The organism is Salegentibacter sp. 24 (genome assembly GCF_004362395.1).
Classification (GTDB): domain Bacteria; phylum Bacteroidota; class Bacteroidia; order Flavobacteriales; family Flavobacteriaceae; genus Salegentibacter.
Genome location: NZ_SNWE01000015.1, coordinates 34,812 through 52,928 on the forward strand (window position 1 = coordinate 34,812; position 18,117 = coordinate 52,928).

16 protein-coding genes are annotated in these 18,117 nt (G+C 37.5%); 8 read left to right on the forward strand and 8 right to left on the reverse strand.

The genetic code is table 11. The features are described from left to right. Positions 1-10: 10 nt before the first annotated feature. The 7 genes from DET49_RS11690 to DET49_RS11720 form a co-directional block, all read right to left on the reverse strand. Positions 11-3,454: a SusC/RagA family TonB-linked outer membrane protein gene (locus DET49_RS11690; protein WP_133548289.1), complete on the reverse strand. Its 3,444-nt coding sequence runs from the start codon at positions 3,452-3,454 to the stop codon at positions 11-13. A gap of 90 nt (positions 3,455-3,544) precedes the next feature. Further along, complete coding sequence (locus DET49_RS11695) at positions 3,545-4,486, reverse strand: FecR family protein (RefSeq protein WP_243729626.1); 942 nt, start codon at positions 4,484-4,486, stop codon at positions 3,545-3,547. 91 nt (positions 4,487-4,577) lie between these two features. Beyond that, positions 4,578-5,162: an RNA polymerase sigma-70 factor gene (locus DET49_RS11700; protein WP_133548290.1), complete on the reverse strand. Its 585-nt coding sequence runs from the start codon at positions 5,160-5,162 to the stop codon at positions 4,578-4,580. A gap of 102 nt (positions 5,163-5,264) precedes the next feature. Beyond that, positions 5,265-5,642, reverse strand: a complete 378-nt coding sequence (locus DET49_RS11705; protein WP_133548291.1) for a PH domain-containing protein — start codon at positions 5,640-5,642, stop codon at positions 5,265-5,267. A 46-nt stretch (positions 5,643-5,688) separates the two neighbouring features. Further along, the gene (locus DET49_RS11710; RefSeq protein WP_133548292.1) at positions 5,689-6,255 is read right to left on the reverse strand and encodes a pentapeptide repeat-containing protein; all 567 of its coding nucleotides are present in this window, start codon (positions 6,253-6,255) and stop codon (positions 5,689-5,691) included. Positions 6,256-6,374: 119 nt separating this feature from the next. Beyond that, on the reverse strand, positions 6,375-7,631 hold the full coding sequence (locus DET49_RS11715) for an APC family permease (RefSeq protein ID WP_133548293.1): 1,257 nt from the start codon (positions 7,629-7,631) through the stop codon (positions 6,375-6,377). 169 nt (positions 7,632-7,800) lie between these two features. Next, a complete protein-coding gene (locus DET49_RS11720; protein ID WP_133548294.1) occupies positions 7,801-9,642 on the reverse strand; it encodes a PLP-dependent transferase in 1,842 nt (613 codons plus the stop codon). 415 nt (positions 9,643-10,057) lie between these two features. On the opposite strand from DET49_RS11720, the gene DET49_RS11725 reads away from it, so the two are divergent. From DET49_RS11725 to DET49_RS18720, 8 genes are all read left to right on the forward strand, one after another. Further along, positions 10,058-10,804: a LytR/AlgR family response regulator transcription factor gene (locus tag DET49_RS11725; RefSeq protein ID WP_133548295.1), complete on the forward strand. Its 747-nt coding sequence runs from the start codon at positions 10,058-10,060 to the stop codon at positions 10,802-10,804. 117 nt (positions 10,805-10,921) lie between these two features. After that, entirely contained in the window at positions 10,922-11,698 is a 777-nt protein-coding gene (locus DET49_RS11730; RefSeq protein ID WP_133548296.1) for a hypothetical protein, read from the forward strand. Between the two features lie 3 nt (positions 11,699-11,701). Further along, positions 11,702-12,112, forward strand: a complete 411-nt coding sequence (locus tag DET49_RS11735; RefSeq protein ID WP_133548297.1) for a hypothetical protein — start codon at positions 11,702-11,704, stop codon at positions 12,110-12,112. A 16-nt stretch (positions 12,113-12,128) separates the two neighbouring features. Beyond that, positions 12,129-12,623, forward strand: a complete 495-nt coding sequence (locus DET49_RS11740; protein WP_133548298.1) for an ester cyclase — start codon at positions 12,129-12,131, stop codon at positions 12,621-12,623. A gap of 69 nt (positions 12,624-12,692) precedes the next feature. Next, positions 12,693-13,634: an NAD-dependent epimerase/dehydratase family protein gene (locus DET49_RS11745; RefSeq protein ID WP_317130318.1), complete on the forward strand. Its 942-nt coding sequence runs from the start codon at positions 12,693-12,695 to the stop codon at positions 13,632-13,634. 26 nt (positions 13,635-13,660) lie between these two features. Continuing rightward, positions 13,661-14,443 carry a hypothetical protein gene (locus DET49_RS11750; RefSeq protein WP_133548299.1) on the forward strand — a complete coding sequence of 261 codons (783 nt, stop codon included), beginning with the start codon at positions 13,661-13,663 and terminating at the stop codon, positions 14,441-14,443. A 155-nt stretch (positions 14,444-14,598) separates the two neighbouring features. Further along, entirely contained in the window at positions 14,599-15,003 is a 405-nt protein-coding gene (locus DET49_RS11755; RefSeq protein ID WP_410527961.1) for a RidA family protein, read from the forward strand. Between the two features lie 18 nt (positions 15,004-15,021). Beyond that, positions 15,022-15,882: a nuclear transport factor 2 family protein gene (locus tag DET49_RS18720; RefSeq protein WP_243729627.1), complete on the forward strand. Its 861-nt coding sequence runs from the start codon at positions 15,022-15,024 to the stop codon at positions 15,880-15,882. Positions 15,883-15,930: 48 nt separating this feature from the next. On the opposite strand, the gene DET49_RS11765 is transcribed toward DET49_RS18720, so the two are convergent. Then, positions 15,931-17,865, reverse strand: coding sequence for a sensor histidine kinase (locus DET49_RS11765; RefSeq protein ID WP_243729629.1), 1,935 nt, complete (start codon positions 17,863-17,865; stop codon positions 15,931-15,933). Positions 17,866-18,117: the final 252 nt, after the last annotated feature.

Here is an 18,117-nt window from a genome sequence, read left to right on the forward strand (position 1 = left end):
CTTCATTTTTTTATAAATTCACTTGTAAATTAAAGCCATAGGTGGCAGGAGAAGGCATCTGGCCCATCTCTACACCCGGTAAAATTGTATCCCCGTTTAATGCCGCTGTTTCCGGATCATAAATCGGAAAATCTGATATGACCGCCAGGTTTCTCCCAAATATGGAAAGATTTATATCCTGGATAGTACTCTTTGCAAACCACTGTTTTGGGAAATTATATTGCAAACTAATTTCGCGAAGCTTTAGGTAGGATGCATCGAAGGAATTAGACTCTACATTGGCCCTTCGATAATAACGGTTGTACCAGTCCGGCGTAATGGCTTGGGTAGTATTGGGGGAATAGGTCCCATCTTCATTTAAAACCACGCCTTCCCCTATAATCACTCCTTCTTCTCTTCCTCTAAATGTAGATTTCAATTTTCCCTGTTGAACCATTTTGTGATGGGTTTGTGAATAAATAATCCCACCATATTGACCATCAAGCAAGAGATTGAGTCCAAAATTCCCATATCTGAAATTATTTTGTAATCCAGCACGCCAATCAGGGCTGGCATCACCTATATACATAATATCATCGGGATAGGCCGGTAAACCAGCATTGTCATAAACTATATCTCCTTCGGGGGAACGAACAAATCCAGCTCCGTAGATGGAAGTAGTGGTGCCCCCTACTTTGGCAATAATTCTCGCCTGCCCTCCTGTGCCAATTTCTTGCTGACCGTCTATACCATCAGCTAGTGCGAGCACCTCGTTCCAGTTTCTCGCCCATGTTAGATTCGTGGTCCATTTAAATTTATCCGTATAAAAAACTTTAGCATTTAAGGTAAGTTCTATACCCCTATTCCTAACCTCGCCCGAGTTCAATACTCCAGAGCTGTAACCTGTGGTAATATCTAAAGGCACAGAAATAATCTGGTTTTTGGTAGAGGTTTGGTATACTGTAGCATCCAGGTAGATCCTGTTCTTTAAAATCCTGGCTTCTATACCAGTTTCATAACTGGTAGTAATTTCAGGTTTAAAATTGGCATTGTAAAGGTTTGTAGGTGCTACTGCTGAACTAGGAAACGCATTTTGGCTGTAATATTTGCTGGTTTTGTAAGGATCGGTATCGTTACCTACTTGTGCAAAAGAGAACCGGTATTTTAAATAGTCGACGGGACCTGAAAAATCAAAGATGTCAGAAAGGATAATACTGGTGTTTGCTGAAGGATAAAAGAACGAATTGTTTTGCACGGGAAGCGTACTGGACCAATCATTTCGCCCGGTTACATCCAAGAAGACCATGTCTTTAAATGAAAAAGAAGCCAGGCCGTATAAACTGTTTATCTTCTTGTTACGATCGTAAGTATTTACAATGGGATTATTAATTCCATTGGCCAGTTTATAAACGTTAGGTACAACTAAACCATCTATATAGGCATCAGTACGGCGATATTTGTAATCCATCGCATTTCCTCCGGCTGATACGGAAAATGAAATGTCCTTGCTAATTTTATCTTCATAGGTCAGTAAAAAATCAGCGTTTACTTCCTGCTTCCATATATCCTGTGTTTTAAAATATCCGCGGGCATATCGGTTAATACTGTAAGGACGCTTTTGCTCCCTGTCCTGGTAATAAGTATTTAGGGATGTCCTTAATAACAAATTCAATTTAGGTGAAAACCGCACATTGGTAAAGATGTTGCCAATTAGCTGATTACTTGCCAGCGCATTTGTGGCCTCGTAAGCGATTAAAAATGGATTATCTATATAAGAGCTAAAAGGTTGAATCTGCTCAAGGTTCTCCTGCCCTTCCTGCCAAATGGGTCTTAGCCAGTCTAAATCAACATTTGGATTTTGAAAGATCATAAAATAAGCGATAGAGCCATTATTGTAACCAGTTCCTGGAAGGTTATCACTACTCCTATTGTTATAATTTAAAGTTGATCCAACTTCAATGGCTTGTGAAACCTTGTATTTGGCATTCACTGAAGCGGTGATGCGCTCAAAACCGGTATTTGGCATAATCCATTGGTTTAACTGATGACCTACCGAAGCTCGCATGGAACCATTTTCATCACCTCCCTGAAGGGTAATATTATTGTTAGTGGTAAAACCAGTGCGCCAAAAGTCTTTACGATTATCTTTGTAAGGACGCCAAAGCTGGCGCTGTTGAGACTGACCGCCTATTTCTGGATCGTATTGATAATAATATTGTCCATCAAATCGTGGTCCCCAGGCACTACTGGTTCCACCAGTACTATTGCCGTCTTCTGACCCTCCGTAAGAATAGTAAGGCTCCCCGGCGTCATTAAAGGATTTCCCGGTACCCTGCCCATATTCATATTGAAAATCCGGCCAGCGCTGGATTACATCAAAGGTAGTACTGGTATTATAAGAAACTCCAAGGCCTTTTTGATTGGCCCCTGATTTCGTGGTGATAATTAAGGCTCCATTTGCAGCGCGGCTTCCATACAAAGCAGTAGCTCCGGGGCCTTTTAAAACGGAAACACTTTCTATATCTTCCAGGTTAATATCTGAAATACCATTTCCGAAATCTACAGGAGAATCCCCTCCCATATATGCACTGGAAGATCCAGAAGTTGTCATTTCTGTATTAATAGGTACACCATCAACTATGATAAGGGCATAATTTCCATTGGGATTAAGCGAATTATTACCGCGTAAGGTGATTTGCTGAGAATTAATAGGCCCAGATCCCGTGGAAACTATATTCAAACCAGAAACTTTTCCCTTTAATCCAGCAGACCAGTTATTGGGAACAGTTTGAGAAAGATTTTCCGCCTCTACTGTTTCCTGGGAAAACCCTAACCTTTTCTCCTCCCTTTTTATACCTAAAGCTGTTACTACGACTTCGTTAAGTGCATTGGCATTCTCATCAAGCCTTACCTGAATGGGCTCTGAATTCTCAACGCTGAGCTGATACGTATTAAAACCTATGAAGGAAATTTCCAGATTAACCGGGAATTCAGACACATTTAATGTGAAATTACCATCAAAATCAGTGGTAGTCCCGTTGAAGGTTCCAACTTCTAATACAGTGGCACCCGGGAGGGGAAGCCCATCGGAATCAAGGACTTTTCCATTAACACTAAGTTGGGCCCTATCGGGACTTACCACGCTGATAGTGTGATTTATTCTCTTAAATTCTAAACCTGTCTTAGCAGTTATTCGCTTAAAAATACTCGCTAATTCTGCATTGCTGACCTGGAAAGTAAAACTATGCTTTACCTGGCTTATACGATTGTCAAAGACAAAGGTGAATCCGGTTTTAGCTTCAATTGCTGAAAGAACTTCTCTTATTGAAGCATTTTCAACTTCCATACTTATCTGTAAATCGTTATTTGATGCTGCCCAAGCTTTGGGCCCGGTTGAGAAAATGAGCATTCCCAACACTAAAAGCAGTAGGGTTTTAGTTAAATAATTTAGAAAAAATTGTAGTTTAGTATTCATTACAATTTGGCTATAGGTTAATATTTGTAGTCTGATTATTTATAGCCCGTTTCTGTTGCAGCAGAAACGGGTTTGTTTTTCTTGGCTAATTCAATTACTTCTTTCCGTCTGTTCTCTTATAACTATTTTTTTAGGGTTTATATAATCAATATGTAAATCTTTGATAAGCGCGATGCTCTGGAGTATTGTCGGGAGTTTTTCATTATTAAACTTTCCCGAGATCGTGAGTTTTCTCAGAACAGGATTAGAAAATTCAATGGTTACATCAAACCAGTTTTCAAGAATTTTTTCGGTTTCCCCTAGGCTCGTATTATTTAGAACAATAATATTTTTGGTCCAGGCATTGAAGTTGGCACTATTGTCTTGCGTAATTAAGGGTTTAGCGTCGCCGCGAAAACCAGCCTGCATATCTTTGGTAAGCTTGATTTTTTTAGAAAGATCATTGCCGTATGCAACTTCAACAACACCGGTATTAACACTTATTTTTTCCCTTCCTCTAGTGTATGCGTTAATATTAAATGAGGTACCTAAAACTTTGGTTTGTGTCGTGCCTGCTAAAATTCGGAAGGGCTTTTTTGGATTGGGAACGACCTCAAAGAAGGCCTCCCCCTCCAGGGATATTCTGCGGTCTTCTTTAAAGTTTTCGGGATAGCTGATTTTAGAACCAGAATTCAGAAAAACCCTGCTCCCATCCTTGAGTATAATTTCCCTCTTCTCCCCTTTAGCAGCAATTTGGGTAAGATTATTCTCCTGAAGTAAAGTAAGCAGAACGCTTGCCATTAACAGCAAGAGAACTGCAGCAGAGGCCAGTATTCTTTGCCAGTGCTTTTTTCGGGAATTAGCCTTGAACTGAATTTTATTCTCTATGCGACCAAAGATTTTATCACGCATTTCCTGGTTCAGGCTCACCAGGGGGTAAGCTTCCTTTTCCTGCACTTTTTTGAAGAAAATATCTACCGCCAGCTTTTCCTGGGAATTCGCTTTTCGGGCTGCATATTTTTCTGCTAGATATATAAGTTCGTGTTTATCCAAAACCTGCTTTTAACTATAAGTCACATTTTTCCAGGGGAACACGTACTAAAAAATCACATCTTAAAAGAGTCTTAATATTAAGCCGGGCTAGTTAACATTGGAGCAACATTGCGGTAATAATTCCCGCAAAATGGGAACTATCTAAATTAGCTTTAAGGTAAGAAAGGGCATTACTTATTTGCTTTTCCACGGTACGAATAGAAATATCCAGTTTCTGGGCAATCTCTGAATTGCTGTAATTATCAAAACGACTAAGGATAAAAATTTCCCGGCATCTGGGCGGCAGCTTTTTTACTTTGGCCAGCACCTCTTTTTCGAAATCCTGGTACTCCAGGTTAAGAATTGAGTTGGAAGGATATGGAATACTTTCAAGAATTTCTTCCTGGCTATCGGAGAATTTAAGACTTCTTATATGATTAGCCACCCTGTATTTGACCGATCTTAATAAGTAGGCCTCAAGGTTCAGTATTTGGGACGCTGCGGCCTTCTCCCAAAGACTAATAAAAATCTCCTGAACGATATCTTCACAAACCTTATCGTCACGATAGATTTTAAAGGCATAGGAATAGAGCCTTTTCCAATACCGGTCAAAAATTAAAGGAAAAACAGTTTCATTGCCATTCCTTAAATCTAGTAATAACTGTTGGTCGGATAGAATAGTTTCTTTGGTTTCCATTAAAATTTGGGCTTATCCAAAAGAAAGCTTTTAAATCAATTCTACCGTTTTCTAAATTTTAAGCTTAGGTTATGAAAAATTTAAACCACCTAGGGCTATAGTTCAAATAACCTTCTGCGCCAGATATCTCTGAACGGCATAAATATCAATACTTTGATTAAAGCGTTTGCTGACACTTGGTTCATTTTCGCTGGATATCCAGATCTTTAACTCTGCATCTAAATCGAAGGTGCCGGCGGTTTCCAGGGAAAATCGCGAGATATGTCGGTAAGGAAGCGATAAGTATTCCTGTTTTTTACCCGTAAGCCCCTGTACATCGATTAAAATAAGTCGCTTACTGGTAAACATAAAAACATCTCTTAATAAAGAAAACCCAAGTTCAATTTCTTCGGTTTCGGTCAATAAACGACCATATTTCTCAACCAGATCTTCCTTAGAAATACTGGATGAATTACCCATTAATTTACTTAATAAACTCATAATTATTATTTTTATAAAACTTATTGATTAGCCATTTATGTTATTATTATTCAATTGTAATATTATATTTATCAAGCAACCCACTGATCTGCAACAGGCTAAATTTAGCTCCTTTCAATATATTATTTTCAGGATCTAAACTGTAATTATCAGCATTTCGAAAATCGGCTTTGGCAAGAATCGTATTTTGAAAAATAGCACCGGAGAGATCAGCGTTTAAAAATATTGAATTTGACAAATCCGCATCGGAAAAATCTACCTCTTTTAATTTTGAGTTTTGAAAATTTGTTTTTGGCAACGTCATACCGAAAAAAGATGAATGGTTTAAGATGCATTCATTTAAGGAAATAGAAAAGGCGAATGGTTCACAATTATTAAAAAGCAGCCCTATCATTTTACAATCTGTAAAATTGCAATTCTGAAAAGAAGTATGACTCAGGTTGGCATTGCTCAGGTCGCATTCCTTAAACTCACAATCAATAAAAAGTATTCCTTTTAAATTAGCATTAGAAAAATTAGAATTTTTAAAATGACAGGATTCATAGCTTTTAGCAAAAGTATGGTTAAGAACATTTATATTATTAAAATCCTGCTCTTCAATTTGTTGCTCCATAAGTTTAAAAATACATCTTTGTTGGTTTTTCAAGGCCTCACCTTATAGTATCAATGACGCAAATACTTTATAGTAATTTACTGAAATGAAATCCCTGATTCCCGAATGACAGGCATAAATTACTGTCTGATCTTTTTTATTAAGTAAGGTCTGAATATAAATATCAATAAAGATATTGTAATTAATGCAATTATTACATAGGGCATTTTTTGAATGTGGACCCAAATTGCGGCAATAATTGCCAGGCCGCAACAGATGGCCCCCACCAAAGAAAGCCAGTTACGTTTTACCTCCTGCTGATATGCAATTAAATTAACAACGCCGAAAGTGAATAGAAAAATAATACTTGCAGCATCAACCAGTTTGGACAAACTACCAATCATCGCCAGCAAAGCAGCCACAGCTGCTATAAATAATACCGCATAAAAAGGAATCTTATGTTGATTCTCCTTGGTAAACAAATGCGGTAAATCTTTTTTCTCAGCCACACTTTCCATTAATCTTGCTGTAGAAAAAAGGGTGGCATTAATGGCGGAACCCGTAGAAAAGGCAGCGGCTATGGTAACAATTATTAAACCCGTGGTACCTAATATTTCTTTTCCTGCTATTGATAATGCTATTTCCTTATGTTCAATTAATTTTTTTGCGCCCACAATCATGGTTGCACCAAAGCTTACTAAAATGTATATGACAATTACAGCCAGTACAGCCCAGATAGTTGCTTTGGGTAATGTTTTATCTGGTTTTTTTAAATCCTTATAGTCATAGGATAATAATTGGAAACCTTCATATGCCATAAAAATAGTACCAGCCCCAATAATGGCCATATGCCAAGGCTTAGGACTAATGCCCTGGGTGAGTTGCTGCGGATTCCATTCCACAAGACCATAAGCGGCTAATCCAATTAAGACAAAAACTTTACCGTAAACAGTTATGACTTCAAGTCTGGAAGCATCGCCAACACCCCTTAAATTTATTCCGGCAAGAACGGCAATGATCAGCAATGCCAGAACACGGGGCAGCCAGTTCCCCATATTAAAAACGTATGCTACATAGTGGCCAAAGGTGAATGCATATACAGCCATGGTTAAAATATAACCAAGGATCAGAATCCAGGAAAGGCTCCCTGCAAATCCACCGTGGTTAATTTCTCTCAAAAAAGTAAATGCGCCACCCCCTTCGCTATATTTAGTAGATAATTGGCTATAGCTATGGGCAGAAATTAAAGATATGACACCTGCAATAAGAAAACTCAACCAGGCCCACTGGCCAGCTGTCTCGATAATCACACCTAATACAGAAAAGATACCGCCGCCAACCATTCCGCCAACCGCCATAGACCAGGTTGCTCTGAAATTCATTTTCTCTCCAGTCATTTTCAAAAGTTTTATAAAGGTTTGGCCAAAAGCATCATCTAAATCCCTTTAGCTTTTGTCTTATTCTTTTTCCCCTGAATGCAGTGCTTCAAAATTTAGCCGGTTTTATCAAACTAGCAATTTTGCCAGGCACATTATAAACTAAAATTCCTAAACCAATTTCCTAAAGTTAGATTTGTTTCACAAAATCTGCAAAGACTTTTTTATGTAATGCCAGGTCTAAATTTGGAGATACTGATACCCGCGCAATATAATCCTTATCGTCCTCTTTGGTTGTGCCCTGGGTAGAGGTTGCCGGTATGGTCCAGTAGCAACCCTTTAATTGTCCATAGCTTACACAGTATTTACTTTCATTTGGTATTTCACTGATCATCATTTCAATCAGTTTTTGATTTAATGCACGCTTATATACCTCTCTTTCCTGATCTGTATTCCCTTTGGTTGGAAGATCTAAAGAAAATACGGAGGGGGTAAATCCTTCCTGTGCCAATTCCTCAGAAACAAAATTGATTTTGGCCGCAGGTAAAGTCTCTTCGATAAAGCTTACGAATTCACGTGTATTTTTATAAGCCTCTTGGATCCTTTGATTCATTGATGGTAATTGCTCGGCTAATATGGCAACCTGGAGATCCGTGGCTTGGTTATCGCACAGTACCAGATGTTTTTCAATTTTATCCATTAAAGCTTCCGCCTTTTTATTGGCTACACAATAGCCTGCGGTACATTTCCCTCCACTAGGAAATTTGGAACCACTAACATATGAAATGGTCCTGATATTGGATAATATCCCGTCTTCTCTTAAAAACTGTACATTAGGACAAAATGTTTGATCTAAAATAAAAACTGGACTGATAGCGGCTTCCCCATTAGCAGTTTTGCGCGTTTTATTTAAAACCTCTCTCAATTTGTCCAGATCAGGAACCTCAACTCTGGGGTTGGTTGGTATTTCCGCGATGATGTAAGGCACTGCATCCTGTTTAGCAACTTGATCCAAAACCAAATCTGTACTTTTAACCATATCATTGACACCATCCACGGGTAAATCTACTACTTCAACATTTTCCAGGCACGCAGCCACACGTCTTGCCTGGTCATTTGTTCCACCATAGCAGTTCGGAGGCACAACTATTTTAATGGCTTTCCCTTTATGCTTTACCAGGGCATCATCAATGAGCCCCATCATAATCGCATATTGAATAGACAAACCACAGGATCCAATAAGGGGTTTTGTAGCTGTTCCTGTTATCTTTTTAATCGAATCTTCTGCACTTTCTTTGTCGGTTTCTGTATTGGTTTTATTGGCAGAAGAAGACTTTCCCGTAAGCCTCTGCAATAAAGAAAAACAATCGGCGGGTGTCATCGCGATGGTCTCCCTCCTTCTCACATGTTGAATTTCCGAGATGTAACTTTCATTTTTTTGCCCATTGATCACTAAAACGCTCCCAAGATCACCTTGAAAGCTGATATAAAAATCAATATTTGGACTAAAGGTGAGCTTGCTTAATTCATCTTGTTGTGCTATAAAAATTGTACTGCCATCAAAATCAGCAACCTTGGTTATGTCCTCTACCTGTTTTAATTCGAGATTATATCCGTAAACCTGTTTTAGGACATCAACTTTAAGAAATTTGGGTAGTTGTCCGGTATACATGATCCGGGTTTTCTTTTTACTGAATAAGTTTTTTCGCAGAACCGCTAAAACAGGAAGCGACCTTGATGAAAAACTAATTACATTTTCCGGTTTTGTATTATTTAAATTAGCAATTCCCCATTCCAGTACAGAAGATAGTGGATGACCCAAACGGATATAATCAAAAGCTGTGGGTAATTCACGAAGTGCGGAAGGCTTGGAATTATTTGCTGCGTATAAGTTTTCGAATTTTGTTAAGAATTCCGTTTTCGCCAATTTTTCATTATAAATATCCAGTCTATGGGTTGTAAGCTTCAACCAGTCAGATGGCATATGTTCTAACACATCCTTAATATATTTAAGTATTTTAATGGCTTCCATAATCGTTACTTTTAGATAGGTTGGCAATATAGATTGCTTAATTTTATTTTAAAAGCCTTACAGGATATTTATGAGATGATATCTATTGATAATCCCGAATCCATTTACTATTACAAGTTATTCAGATAAAAAAATTTAACCAGAGAAATTCTAAAATAGAAGCTTTTAAACTTAGTCTTGGTAAGTATTGTTTCCTGGAGACCAGTTCTTAAAAGATAATCCTCAATTTTACCGAATTTTTTATTAAATTAGAATCTTGAAATCTTTCATTATCAAGTGTTTTTGAAAGAGATTGTACCCACCCCCTAAATTTTATAATGCCCTCCCGATTTTCTTAACCTATAGTATGCTATTATCCAAATGAGATATATAGGCTCATACTATTGTTTTGAATATTGTAAACCACCTGTGCTAAATGATCCATCCAATCCATATATTAATAGTCGAGGATGAAATGATTATTGCTGCAAACATTTCCCTGCAACTTAGCGAAATGGGCTACGAAGTTTCAGGCATAATTCCCAGGGGTGATGATGCCTTGAATCATGTAAAGAGTAATCCTCCGGATATCGTATTAATCGATATCCAACTTAAAGGAGAACTCGATGGGATTGAAACTGCTCAGAAAATGCAGAAATTCCATAGTAATCTGGCCATTATTTATCTTACTGCAAATGCCGACGAAGCCAATTTCAACAGGGCTAAGGAGACACATCCTTATGCTTTTATTTCAAAACCATTTAAGAGGTTGGATTTACAAAGAAGCATTGAGCTAACCATTAATCAGTTAAAATGTAATATTACCACTGCTGCAAATGGATCGAAATTTCAAAACTCTACTTTCGTTTTAAAAGAATGTTTATTTATACGGCATCAGGAAACGATGGTCAAGGTTGATATTAAGGCCATACGTTATATAGAGGCCGATCGCAACTACTGCAGAATATTTTCTAACGAAAAAGAATATTTAATGGTAACCACACTTAAAGATATGGACAGAAAACTGCCTCAAAGACATTTTTTCAGAATCCATAGGTCTTATATAATTAACCTTTCCAAAATAGACGAGATAGCTGGGACACACGTGGTAATTGCTAAAAAAGCAATTCCCATGTCTAAAGGTTTGCGACCCGAGCTTCTAAAAAGGCTGCAAACCATTTAAGCCTTTGATAAAAATAATGTCCATTAGGACAGTATTTCAGTCTGTTCATCCTAAACCATTTGTTTTCAGTTATTTCCAAAAGTAAATTGTCTTATAATTATTTAAAACCAGGAAATTATGAAAACTGTAAAATTTAATGTCTTGCTTTTTGCAATTGTAGCATTGCAAACCACCAACCTCTTTTCTCAAAATACTAATCAAGCCTTTTGGGTACACGAAGACCAGGTAAAACCTGCTATGCAAAAAGAGTATGAAGCCGTTACCAAAGATTTTATTGCTGCCTGCAAAGAGCATAATCTTAAAGATGCAGACTGGGCTACGGCAAGTATTGATGATGGAAAATATTTAAGTATATCACCCATTGATAATATGGCCGATTTTGATAAAAACCCTATGGCACCATTGGTTGAAAAAATGGGAGAAGAAAACTTCAGAGCCATATTTGATCGTTTTAATGAATGTTATGATACCCACCGTGATTATATGGTGTATTTAATAGACGAACTCTCTTATATGCCTAACGGGCTTACCACGAATACCGTGGGGGAGGATTACCGAAAATGGCACTTTTTTCACGTGGCACCAAAAAATGTGGCCAAGCTTAGAGATAAGATGAAAGAAATCAAATCCTTATATGAAACCAAAGGTGCTAAACAACATTATAGAATCTACCGCAGTGGGTTTGGAAGTAATGGCGATTATTATCTCGCGGTAATTTCAGCAAAAGATGCGCAATCTTACGCAAAAACTTCTGCAGAAACAGATGAACTTCTTGGTGAAGAAGGTGAAAAGGTATTTGATGAAATGATGCAGTACGTTCATAAATACGAAACTAAAACAGGCCGTATGCGTCCCGATTTAGCTTACTCCGCAATTACTGACTTTAAAGATTGAACGATGAAAACATTACCGCTATATTTTTTCTCTTTGCTAACTGTATTGCTTTGGTCAAACTACTTGCAGGGACAAAACAATGAAATTGTTGTTAAACAGGTATATGAAGTTTTACAAAATAACAAGGCAACTTCAAATGAGATTTCAGCAATAGCAAACGGAATAAATTGGGATGAAGTAAAAAGCGAAAAAAGAATCAAAGGCAGGTACAACATTTCCCTTAGTTCAATAATGGAAAATGAATGGGAAAGCATATTGTTTAAAATCCTCAAATTTCAAATACCTCAGAAGAATAAGGTAATGGTAAGCGGAACAGTAAATGGTCGCAAACTCACAGAATGTGAATTTATCTCTACCCAGTTTAAACATTATTGGTCTTTAAAAGATGGTAAAATCGTCCATTTCTTAGAATAACTAAAAAACACGAATCATGAAAAACTTAGTATCATTTGCTCTTGCAACAATCATATTCATAGCCTTTAATCCACAGGAGAAACGCTATACACAGCAATCAGCAGAAATAGACACTTATAAGAAAGTTCTGGAAGCTTATGAGGAAAGGGATTGGGAATCCATGGCTTTACATTATGCTGATACGGCTAAAATAATGAACAACGTGGAGGAAAAACATGCACAAAACCTCTCGCAGTTCTTAGCCCAAACCAAAGAAGATGCAATCCAGTTTTCAAACTGGAAGTTTGTAGATACTGAATCCGAATACGAAATGGTAGTAACCGATAAAGGAGAAACCTGGGTGAACTTTTGGGGCCTTTGGCAGGGTACTTTTAAAGCTAATAATAAAGTATATAAAATTCCCACCCATATTACCGCTGAATTTGTAAACGGAAAAATAGTGAGGGAAGCCGGTTACTGGGATGTTTCAAAAATATTATTGGACATCCAGCAGCTCCAGACAGAGGAATAAGATTTATCGGAAAAAAACATAGGGAATTAAGTTGCTCTTAAAAAGATATATAATTCAAAATTTGATGAAATGATGAAGACGGTTGGAATAATAGGAGGTTCAGGCTTTATTGGGAGCTACATCACCAGAAAATTTTTGAAAGAAGGCTTCCAGGTAAAAGTCTCGGTTACTGATATCAATAAAAGTGAAAAGTATCAGCACCTTTTTGATCTTAAAAATTCAGAAAACCTCAATATACGGGGATTTAGATTAGAGAATTTAGATATTTTAAAGGAGTTCATAAAGGATTGTGACATCATAATTCACAGCGGCACCCCATTCCAACTCGCTGTGAAAAATCCGCAAACTGAACTTTTTGACCCCACTATAAAAGGAACCCAGAATTTCCTTGAAGCCATAAGCCAATATCCACAGCTTGAAAAAGTTATTTTTATCGCTTCCGTTGCAGCCTGGAATACAAATTTCCCAATGCCCGCAGAAGGCAAGAGCTATAACGATACTTTTGATGAAAATCACATCAGGTTTAGTAGTGAACAAAGTCATCCGTATGCCCAGGCTAAATTTATGGCCAACCAGGTAGTGATAGAATTCATCAACCATAATCCAGACCCTCCCTTTGAAATTTGTTCGGTTTCTCCGGTAATGGTTATGGGTAAATCTTTATCCTCCAGAGAAGATTCTACCTCCACCGGCTTACAATTCCTTATTAAGAATAAAATTGCTCCAGATGATTTTATTCAGAGCATTTATGACAACAACATACCCTTTGCGGTTGTAGATGTGGAAGATGTGGCACATGCAACTTACAGTGCCGCCACAAGAAAAGGTTTGCATGGAAAAGACTACCTCTTAACTAGTGAGACCTATAAAGTGTGGGATATTCACCTGATGCTAAATAAAAAGGAACCCAAAGAAAAAGCGAAAATCGTCTATAAAAACGATCTGGCAAAAACTGATCTGGGTATTCAATTCCGGCCCGTAAAAGAAACATTACACAACTATTCAAGCTAAAAAAACTAATTTAAAAATCCTCACTTATGAAAAAATTATTAATGCTAAGCCTACTCTTTCTGATTGGCTATCCTAGTATTGCTCAGGATAAACTTTATTTAATTTTTGAGTTTATGAAAGTGGATAATGAACTGGAACAGGCCTATATGGAAACGGAATTATTCTGGGAAGGAATTCACAAGCAACGGGTTGAAAATGGAGATATTTTGGGATGGGACCTATGGAGTTTACAACCTGGAGGAGAAAATCAGGGATACCAATACCTTACGGTAAGCCTATACAATGATCCCGTAAAAATGATGAGTGGTACAGGGAATTTTCAGGCAGCTTTAGAAGCAGCTTACCCGGTCATGTCCGAAGAAGATCGCATTGCAAAATTTTATAATACTGCAAAATCAAGAGCCCTGGAGGTAAGGGTATATCTTGAACAAATAGCTGTCACTGAAGACGATTTTGAAATGCCCTTAGGGACTATTGCCGGAATTAATTTAATGAAAGCAACAGGTGGAGATTCTGAAAAATACGAAAGATTTGAAACAGAAATTTTCCAGCCTATACATCAGAAAGAAATTGAGGAGGGAAAAATGGAAAACTGGAGTTTGATGCGATATATGCTACCGGTTGGAAGTGATGTTTACGCCTCACATATTACCGTGGATATGTATAGAGATTACCACCAGTTATTTAAAGGATGGACTCAGCCCGGACCATCTATGTCTGAGGACCTACTACAAAAAATCCAGGAAGGTTTAAGCTCAAGAGATTTGAAATATAAATACATGGCTACGCTTATAAGAAAAGTGAGATAATAATTAGAAGAAGTAGCGACAAGACCATTTCAAAACTGAAAACACTTCATCAACTTTAAAGAACCGCGCCGCTTTTGATTAACCTGAATATTCACAAGCTGATTCGGCTTTTCAGTAGAAATGAAAGAATAGATTATTTAATGAAATTTTTAATTATGAAAAAGTTAAACCAAAAACCTGAATATTTTAAACTTCGCCCGGAAGTCGAAGAAACATATGGCTATTCCCATGCCGTAAAAATTGGCAACAGTATAAAAATTTCCGGTGCCGTAAGCATGGACGATCAAGGCAATCCGACTGCCGTAGGTGATTTTGAACAACAAATGAAAAACTGCTATTGTGATCTTGAAAAAATACTGAAACACTTCAACTGCACTTTTGATGATGTGGTCAAGGAAGATGTGTTTACCACCAACATGCCAGGGTTTCTTGAAGTGGCGGGTTACAGAACTGAAATTTATAAAAACCACTTCCCTACCGGCTCCTGGCTTGGTGTAAAGGAATTGGCCTTACCGGAACTTTTGATTGAAATAGAACTGGAGGTGCATAAACCTGAATAAAATTTTAAAAAAACCAACATGAAAACAATTAAAAATTATCTCGTTTTACTAGTCTTCCTAATAGCAACAGTAGCCGTTTTCGGACAGGAAAACAAGGCACATCAAAAAATAGATTATAAAACAGGTGATCCTGCTACCTGGCCTGCAGAACTGGATGCCGTTAGAGCTGCTCCAAAGAATCATAAAATTTTAATGGAAAATGACCAGGTCCGGGTACTCGAAGTTTCCCTGGCTCCTGATGAAAAAGAACCACTTCACTACCACAAATGGCCGAGTGTTTTATATATACAGGAAGCTGGAGATTTTATTGATTATGACAGTGAAGGCAAAGTAATTTTTGACACCCGGAAACTGCCCGAACCCTTAAGCCTTCCGCTAACCATGCAAAAGGAACCGGAAGCACCGCATGCTGTTGTGAACCTGAGCAAGACAAAACCTATACGGCTCATTCGGGTGGAGCTGAAACCGCAAAGTTCAAATAAAAATACAACCATAATTGACGGTCTCTATAAGGCCTTTTCTGCCGGCGATATTCCCGCGGTTCTGGGCGCAATGGATGCAAACATTCTCTGGAATGAAGCCGAAGGAAATCGTTACGCTGACGGCAATCCATATACGGGCCCGGATGCTGTCCTTAATGGTGTTTTCTCACGTATAGGAGCAGATCACGAATATTTCAAACTTGAATATATTGAGCTCCATGAAATGAGCAACAATAAGGTATTAGCTACCCTACGCTATAATGCTAAAGTCAAAGAAACCGGCAAAACTTATAATGCACAGGCGGCGCACCTTTGGACCTTAAAAAATGGAAAAGTTAGTGCCTTTCAACAGTATGTGGATACTAAAAAGTTGTATGATGCCATGGGAAATCAATAAATGAATGGCGATGAACAAATCGTATTAAGCACCTATATTTACTTAAAATCAAGGAAGTCTGTGTACCTTAAAATTAAATAAATATTGAGTACCGGAAGTATAAATCACCTTCATGGTCCCATCTAATTGCTTGGTAAGCAGATCGATTAGTTTTTTCCCAAAGCCCGTTCCTTTAACGGGTTCATCTTGTGTTTGACCAATCCCATTATCTTTAACTAAAAGTTGAATTTCGTGAGGCGATTTTTTATCTAAAACTATAGTAATTTCTCCCTTGTATTTATTAGGAAAAGCGTATTTAAGACTATTTGTTAATAATTCATTGACTATCAACCCCAGTGGGACTGCAGTGTCTACATCTAGGTGCAACTCCGACATTTTATAATTTATATTAATATGTTTCTCTTGACCAAAAGAATCCAGAACATGGCTGCCAAGATTCACGAAATAATCCTTCATCTCGATGGAGGAAAGATGATTGTTTTGATATAAGCGCTGATGAATTATGCTCATAGAATACACCCTGTTTTGGCTTTCCTTCATAGCACTCACAATATTGGGATCTTTAATTTGTGCGGTTTGCAGGGCCAAAAGACTGGAAACTACCTCGAGATTGTTTTTAACTCTATGGTGAATTTCTTTGAGCAGAAATCCCTTTTCTACATTTTGTTTTCGTAAAAGTCTATTTTTCTTTCTGTTATTGCTAAAACTGACAAATAAAACCAGTAACATCAGAAATAATAAGCCGGCGATAAGACTGGTAAGATTTTGACTTGTTCGTTGTTGCAGCAGTTTTGTTTCCTGAAGTTGAATAGTATTCTCCTTTTGTGCTACTTCAAATTCAGTTTGAAGCTGAGCGATTCTTTGATCTGCTTCTGCTGTAAAAACAATACTATTCAGGGAGTCAAATTTAGCAAAGGCCGCATAAGCTTCTTTATACTGCTCATTTTGAGCATAAGCTCTTCCCAGGCTTTTATAGGCTTTACTGAGAAAAAAACCATCGCCAAAATTCGGAGTAGCTACTTCAATAGATTTTTGAATGTTTTCTATGGCGGCAGGATAGTTGTTGGTCTGGATCTGTAATTCACCAACAGAAAGATAGGAACGCATTAGCATAAAAGCATTATCTAAAAGATAGGCATATTTTATGGCATTTTCACCAGCTGCCTCAGCCCTTTCAAATTGATTTAAAAAGGCATAAAGCTCTACCAGAGAAATATAGACATCGCTTAAATTATTATAAAAACCATAGCGTTCCCCAATGTCTATGGAACGCCTATAGTATTCCATAGCCTTCTTATATTGTTTAAGGCTTAAGTAATTATTACCAACTACATAAAGTGTAAAATCATAATCAAGATCAACTACATTACGTTCTTCAAAAAAAGAAAGGGCTTTTAAGCCATACTCCAGACCTTCCTTGTACTTTTCCTGTTTCCAGAACAAATTACTGAGATCACTATAGGCAAGCCCGATTGCTTTTTTATCATTCAACTTTTCTCCTAAACGTAAAGATTCGAGGGCAAAATCGGCAGCTCTCCCTAATTGCCCTCGGCGTTCATATACGTAGCCCAGCTGGGTATTGAGAAAGGCCAGATCACTTTCTTCAACTTTTGCTTTAGCTTCAATAAGGATTTCTTCGGCAGCATCTAGTTTTTCCTGCCGCAACAAAATAGCGGCCTGGGTAACCTGAAATCTCCCGTTCCAAAGTGGGTTACTTTTTTTGGAAGAAAGCTTCAATCCATTTTCAGTGAATTTTAGTGCAGTATTTAGATTTCTGGTGTGCCAATAATAAGCCAGATCGTTTAATACCTCAAACTTAAGGGTATCAGCCTGAATTTTACTAAGCGAAGCTTCCAGCTCTTCTAAATATGAAAACCCAAAATTATCGGTTTCTACAAATACTTTCTGGTAGGGGTCAACTTTAGCAGAATCAAAGATCTGCCCATAGCTCAATGGACGGAAAAACACCGAAAAGAAAAGCAATAGTATTATTTTCCTCTTTATAATCAAGGATTGAAATGTTAAGACAACAACATAAATATACCACTAAATAACTGTAATTAAACATGTTATTAAATTAAAGACATAAAGATAATCCCTGAAATTATGAAGAATATTTTTTTGAGATTTTATCCTCTAGAATACATGACATACTTTTTTAAAGCAACATTTTGGAAAAAAGAAAGACCATACTTTTAGAAAACAGGTCATTGCTGTCCCATTAAAGTTTAAAAT

Excerpts from the sequence above, each read along its gene's own strand:
- DET49_RS11690 (WP_133548289.1), bottom strand. The coding sequence starts at position 3,454 with ATGAATACTAAACTACAATTTTTTCTAAATTATTTAACTAAAACCCTA.
- DET49_RS11700 (WP_133548290.1), bottom strand. The coding sequence starts at position 5,162 with ATGGAAACCAAAGAAACTATTCTATCCGACCAACAGTTATTACTAGAT.
- DET49_RS11705 (WP_133548291.1), bottom strand. The coding sequence starts at position 5,642 with ATGAGTTTATTAAGTAAATTAATGGGTAATTCATCCAGTATTTCTAAG.
- DET49_RS11710 (WP_133548292.1), bottom strand. The coding sequence starts at position 6,255 with ATGGAGCAACAAATTGAAGAGCAGGATTTTAATAATATAAATGTTCTT.
- DET49_RS11715 (WP_133548293.1), bottom strand. The coding sequence starts at position 7,631 with ATGACTGGAGAGAAAATGAATTTCAGAGCAACCTGGTCTATGGCGGTT.
- DET49_RS11720 (WP_133548294.1), bottom strand. The coding sequence starts at position 9,642 with ATGGAAGCCATTAAAATACTTAAATATATTAAGGATGTGTTAGAACAT.
- DET49_RS11725 (WP_133548295.1), top strand. The coding sequence starts at position 10,058 with ATGATCCATCCAATCCATATATTAATAGTCGAGGATGAAATGATTATT.
- DET49_RS11730 (WP_133548296.1), top strand. The coding sequence starts at position 10,922 with ATGAAAACTGTAAAATTTAATGTCTTGCTTTTTGCAATTGTAGCATTG.
- DET49_RS11735 (WP_133548297.1), top strand. The coding sequence starts at position 11,702 with ATGAAAACATTACCGCTATATTTTTTCTCTTTGCTAACTGTATTGCTT.
- DET49_RS11740 (WP_133548298.1), top strand. The coding sequence starts at position 12,129 with ATGAAAAACTTAGTATCATTTGCTCTTGCAACAATCATATTCATAGCC.
- DET49_RS11745 (WP_317130318.1), top strand. The coding sequence starts at position 12,693 with ATGATGAAGACGGTTGGAATAATAGGAGGTTCAGGCTTTATTGGGAGC.
- DET49_RS11750 (WP_133548299.1), top strand. The coding sequence starts at position 13,661 with ATGAAAAAATTATTAATGCTAAGCCTACTCTTTCTGATTGGCTATCCT.
- DET49_RS11755 (WP_410527961.1), top strand. The coding sequence starts at position 14,599 with ATGAAAAAGTTAAACCAAAAACCTGAATATTTTAAACTTCGCCCGGAA.
- DET49_RS18720 (WP_243729627.1), top strand. The coding sequence starts at position 15,022 with ATGAAAACAATTAAAAATTATCTCGTTTTACTAGTCTTCCTAATAGCA.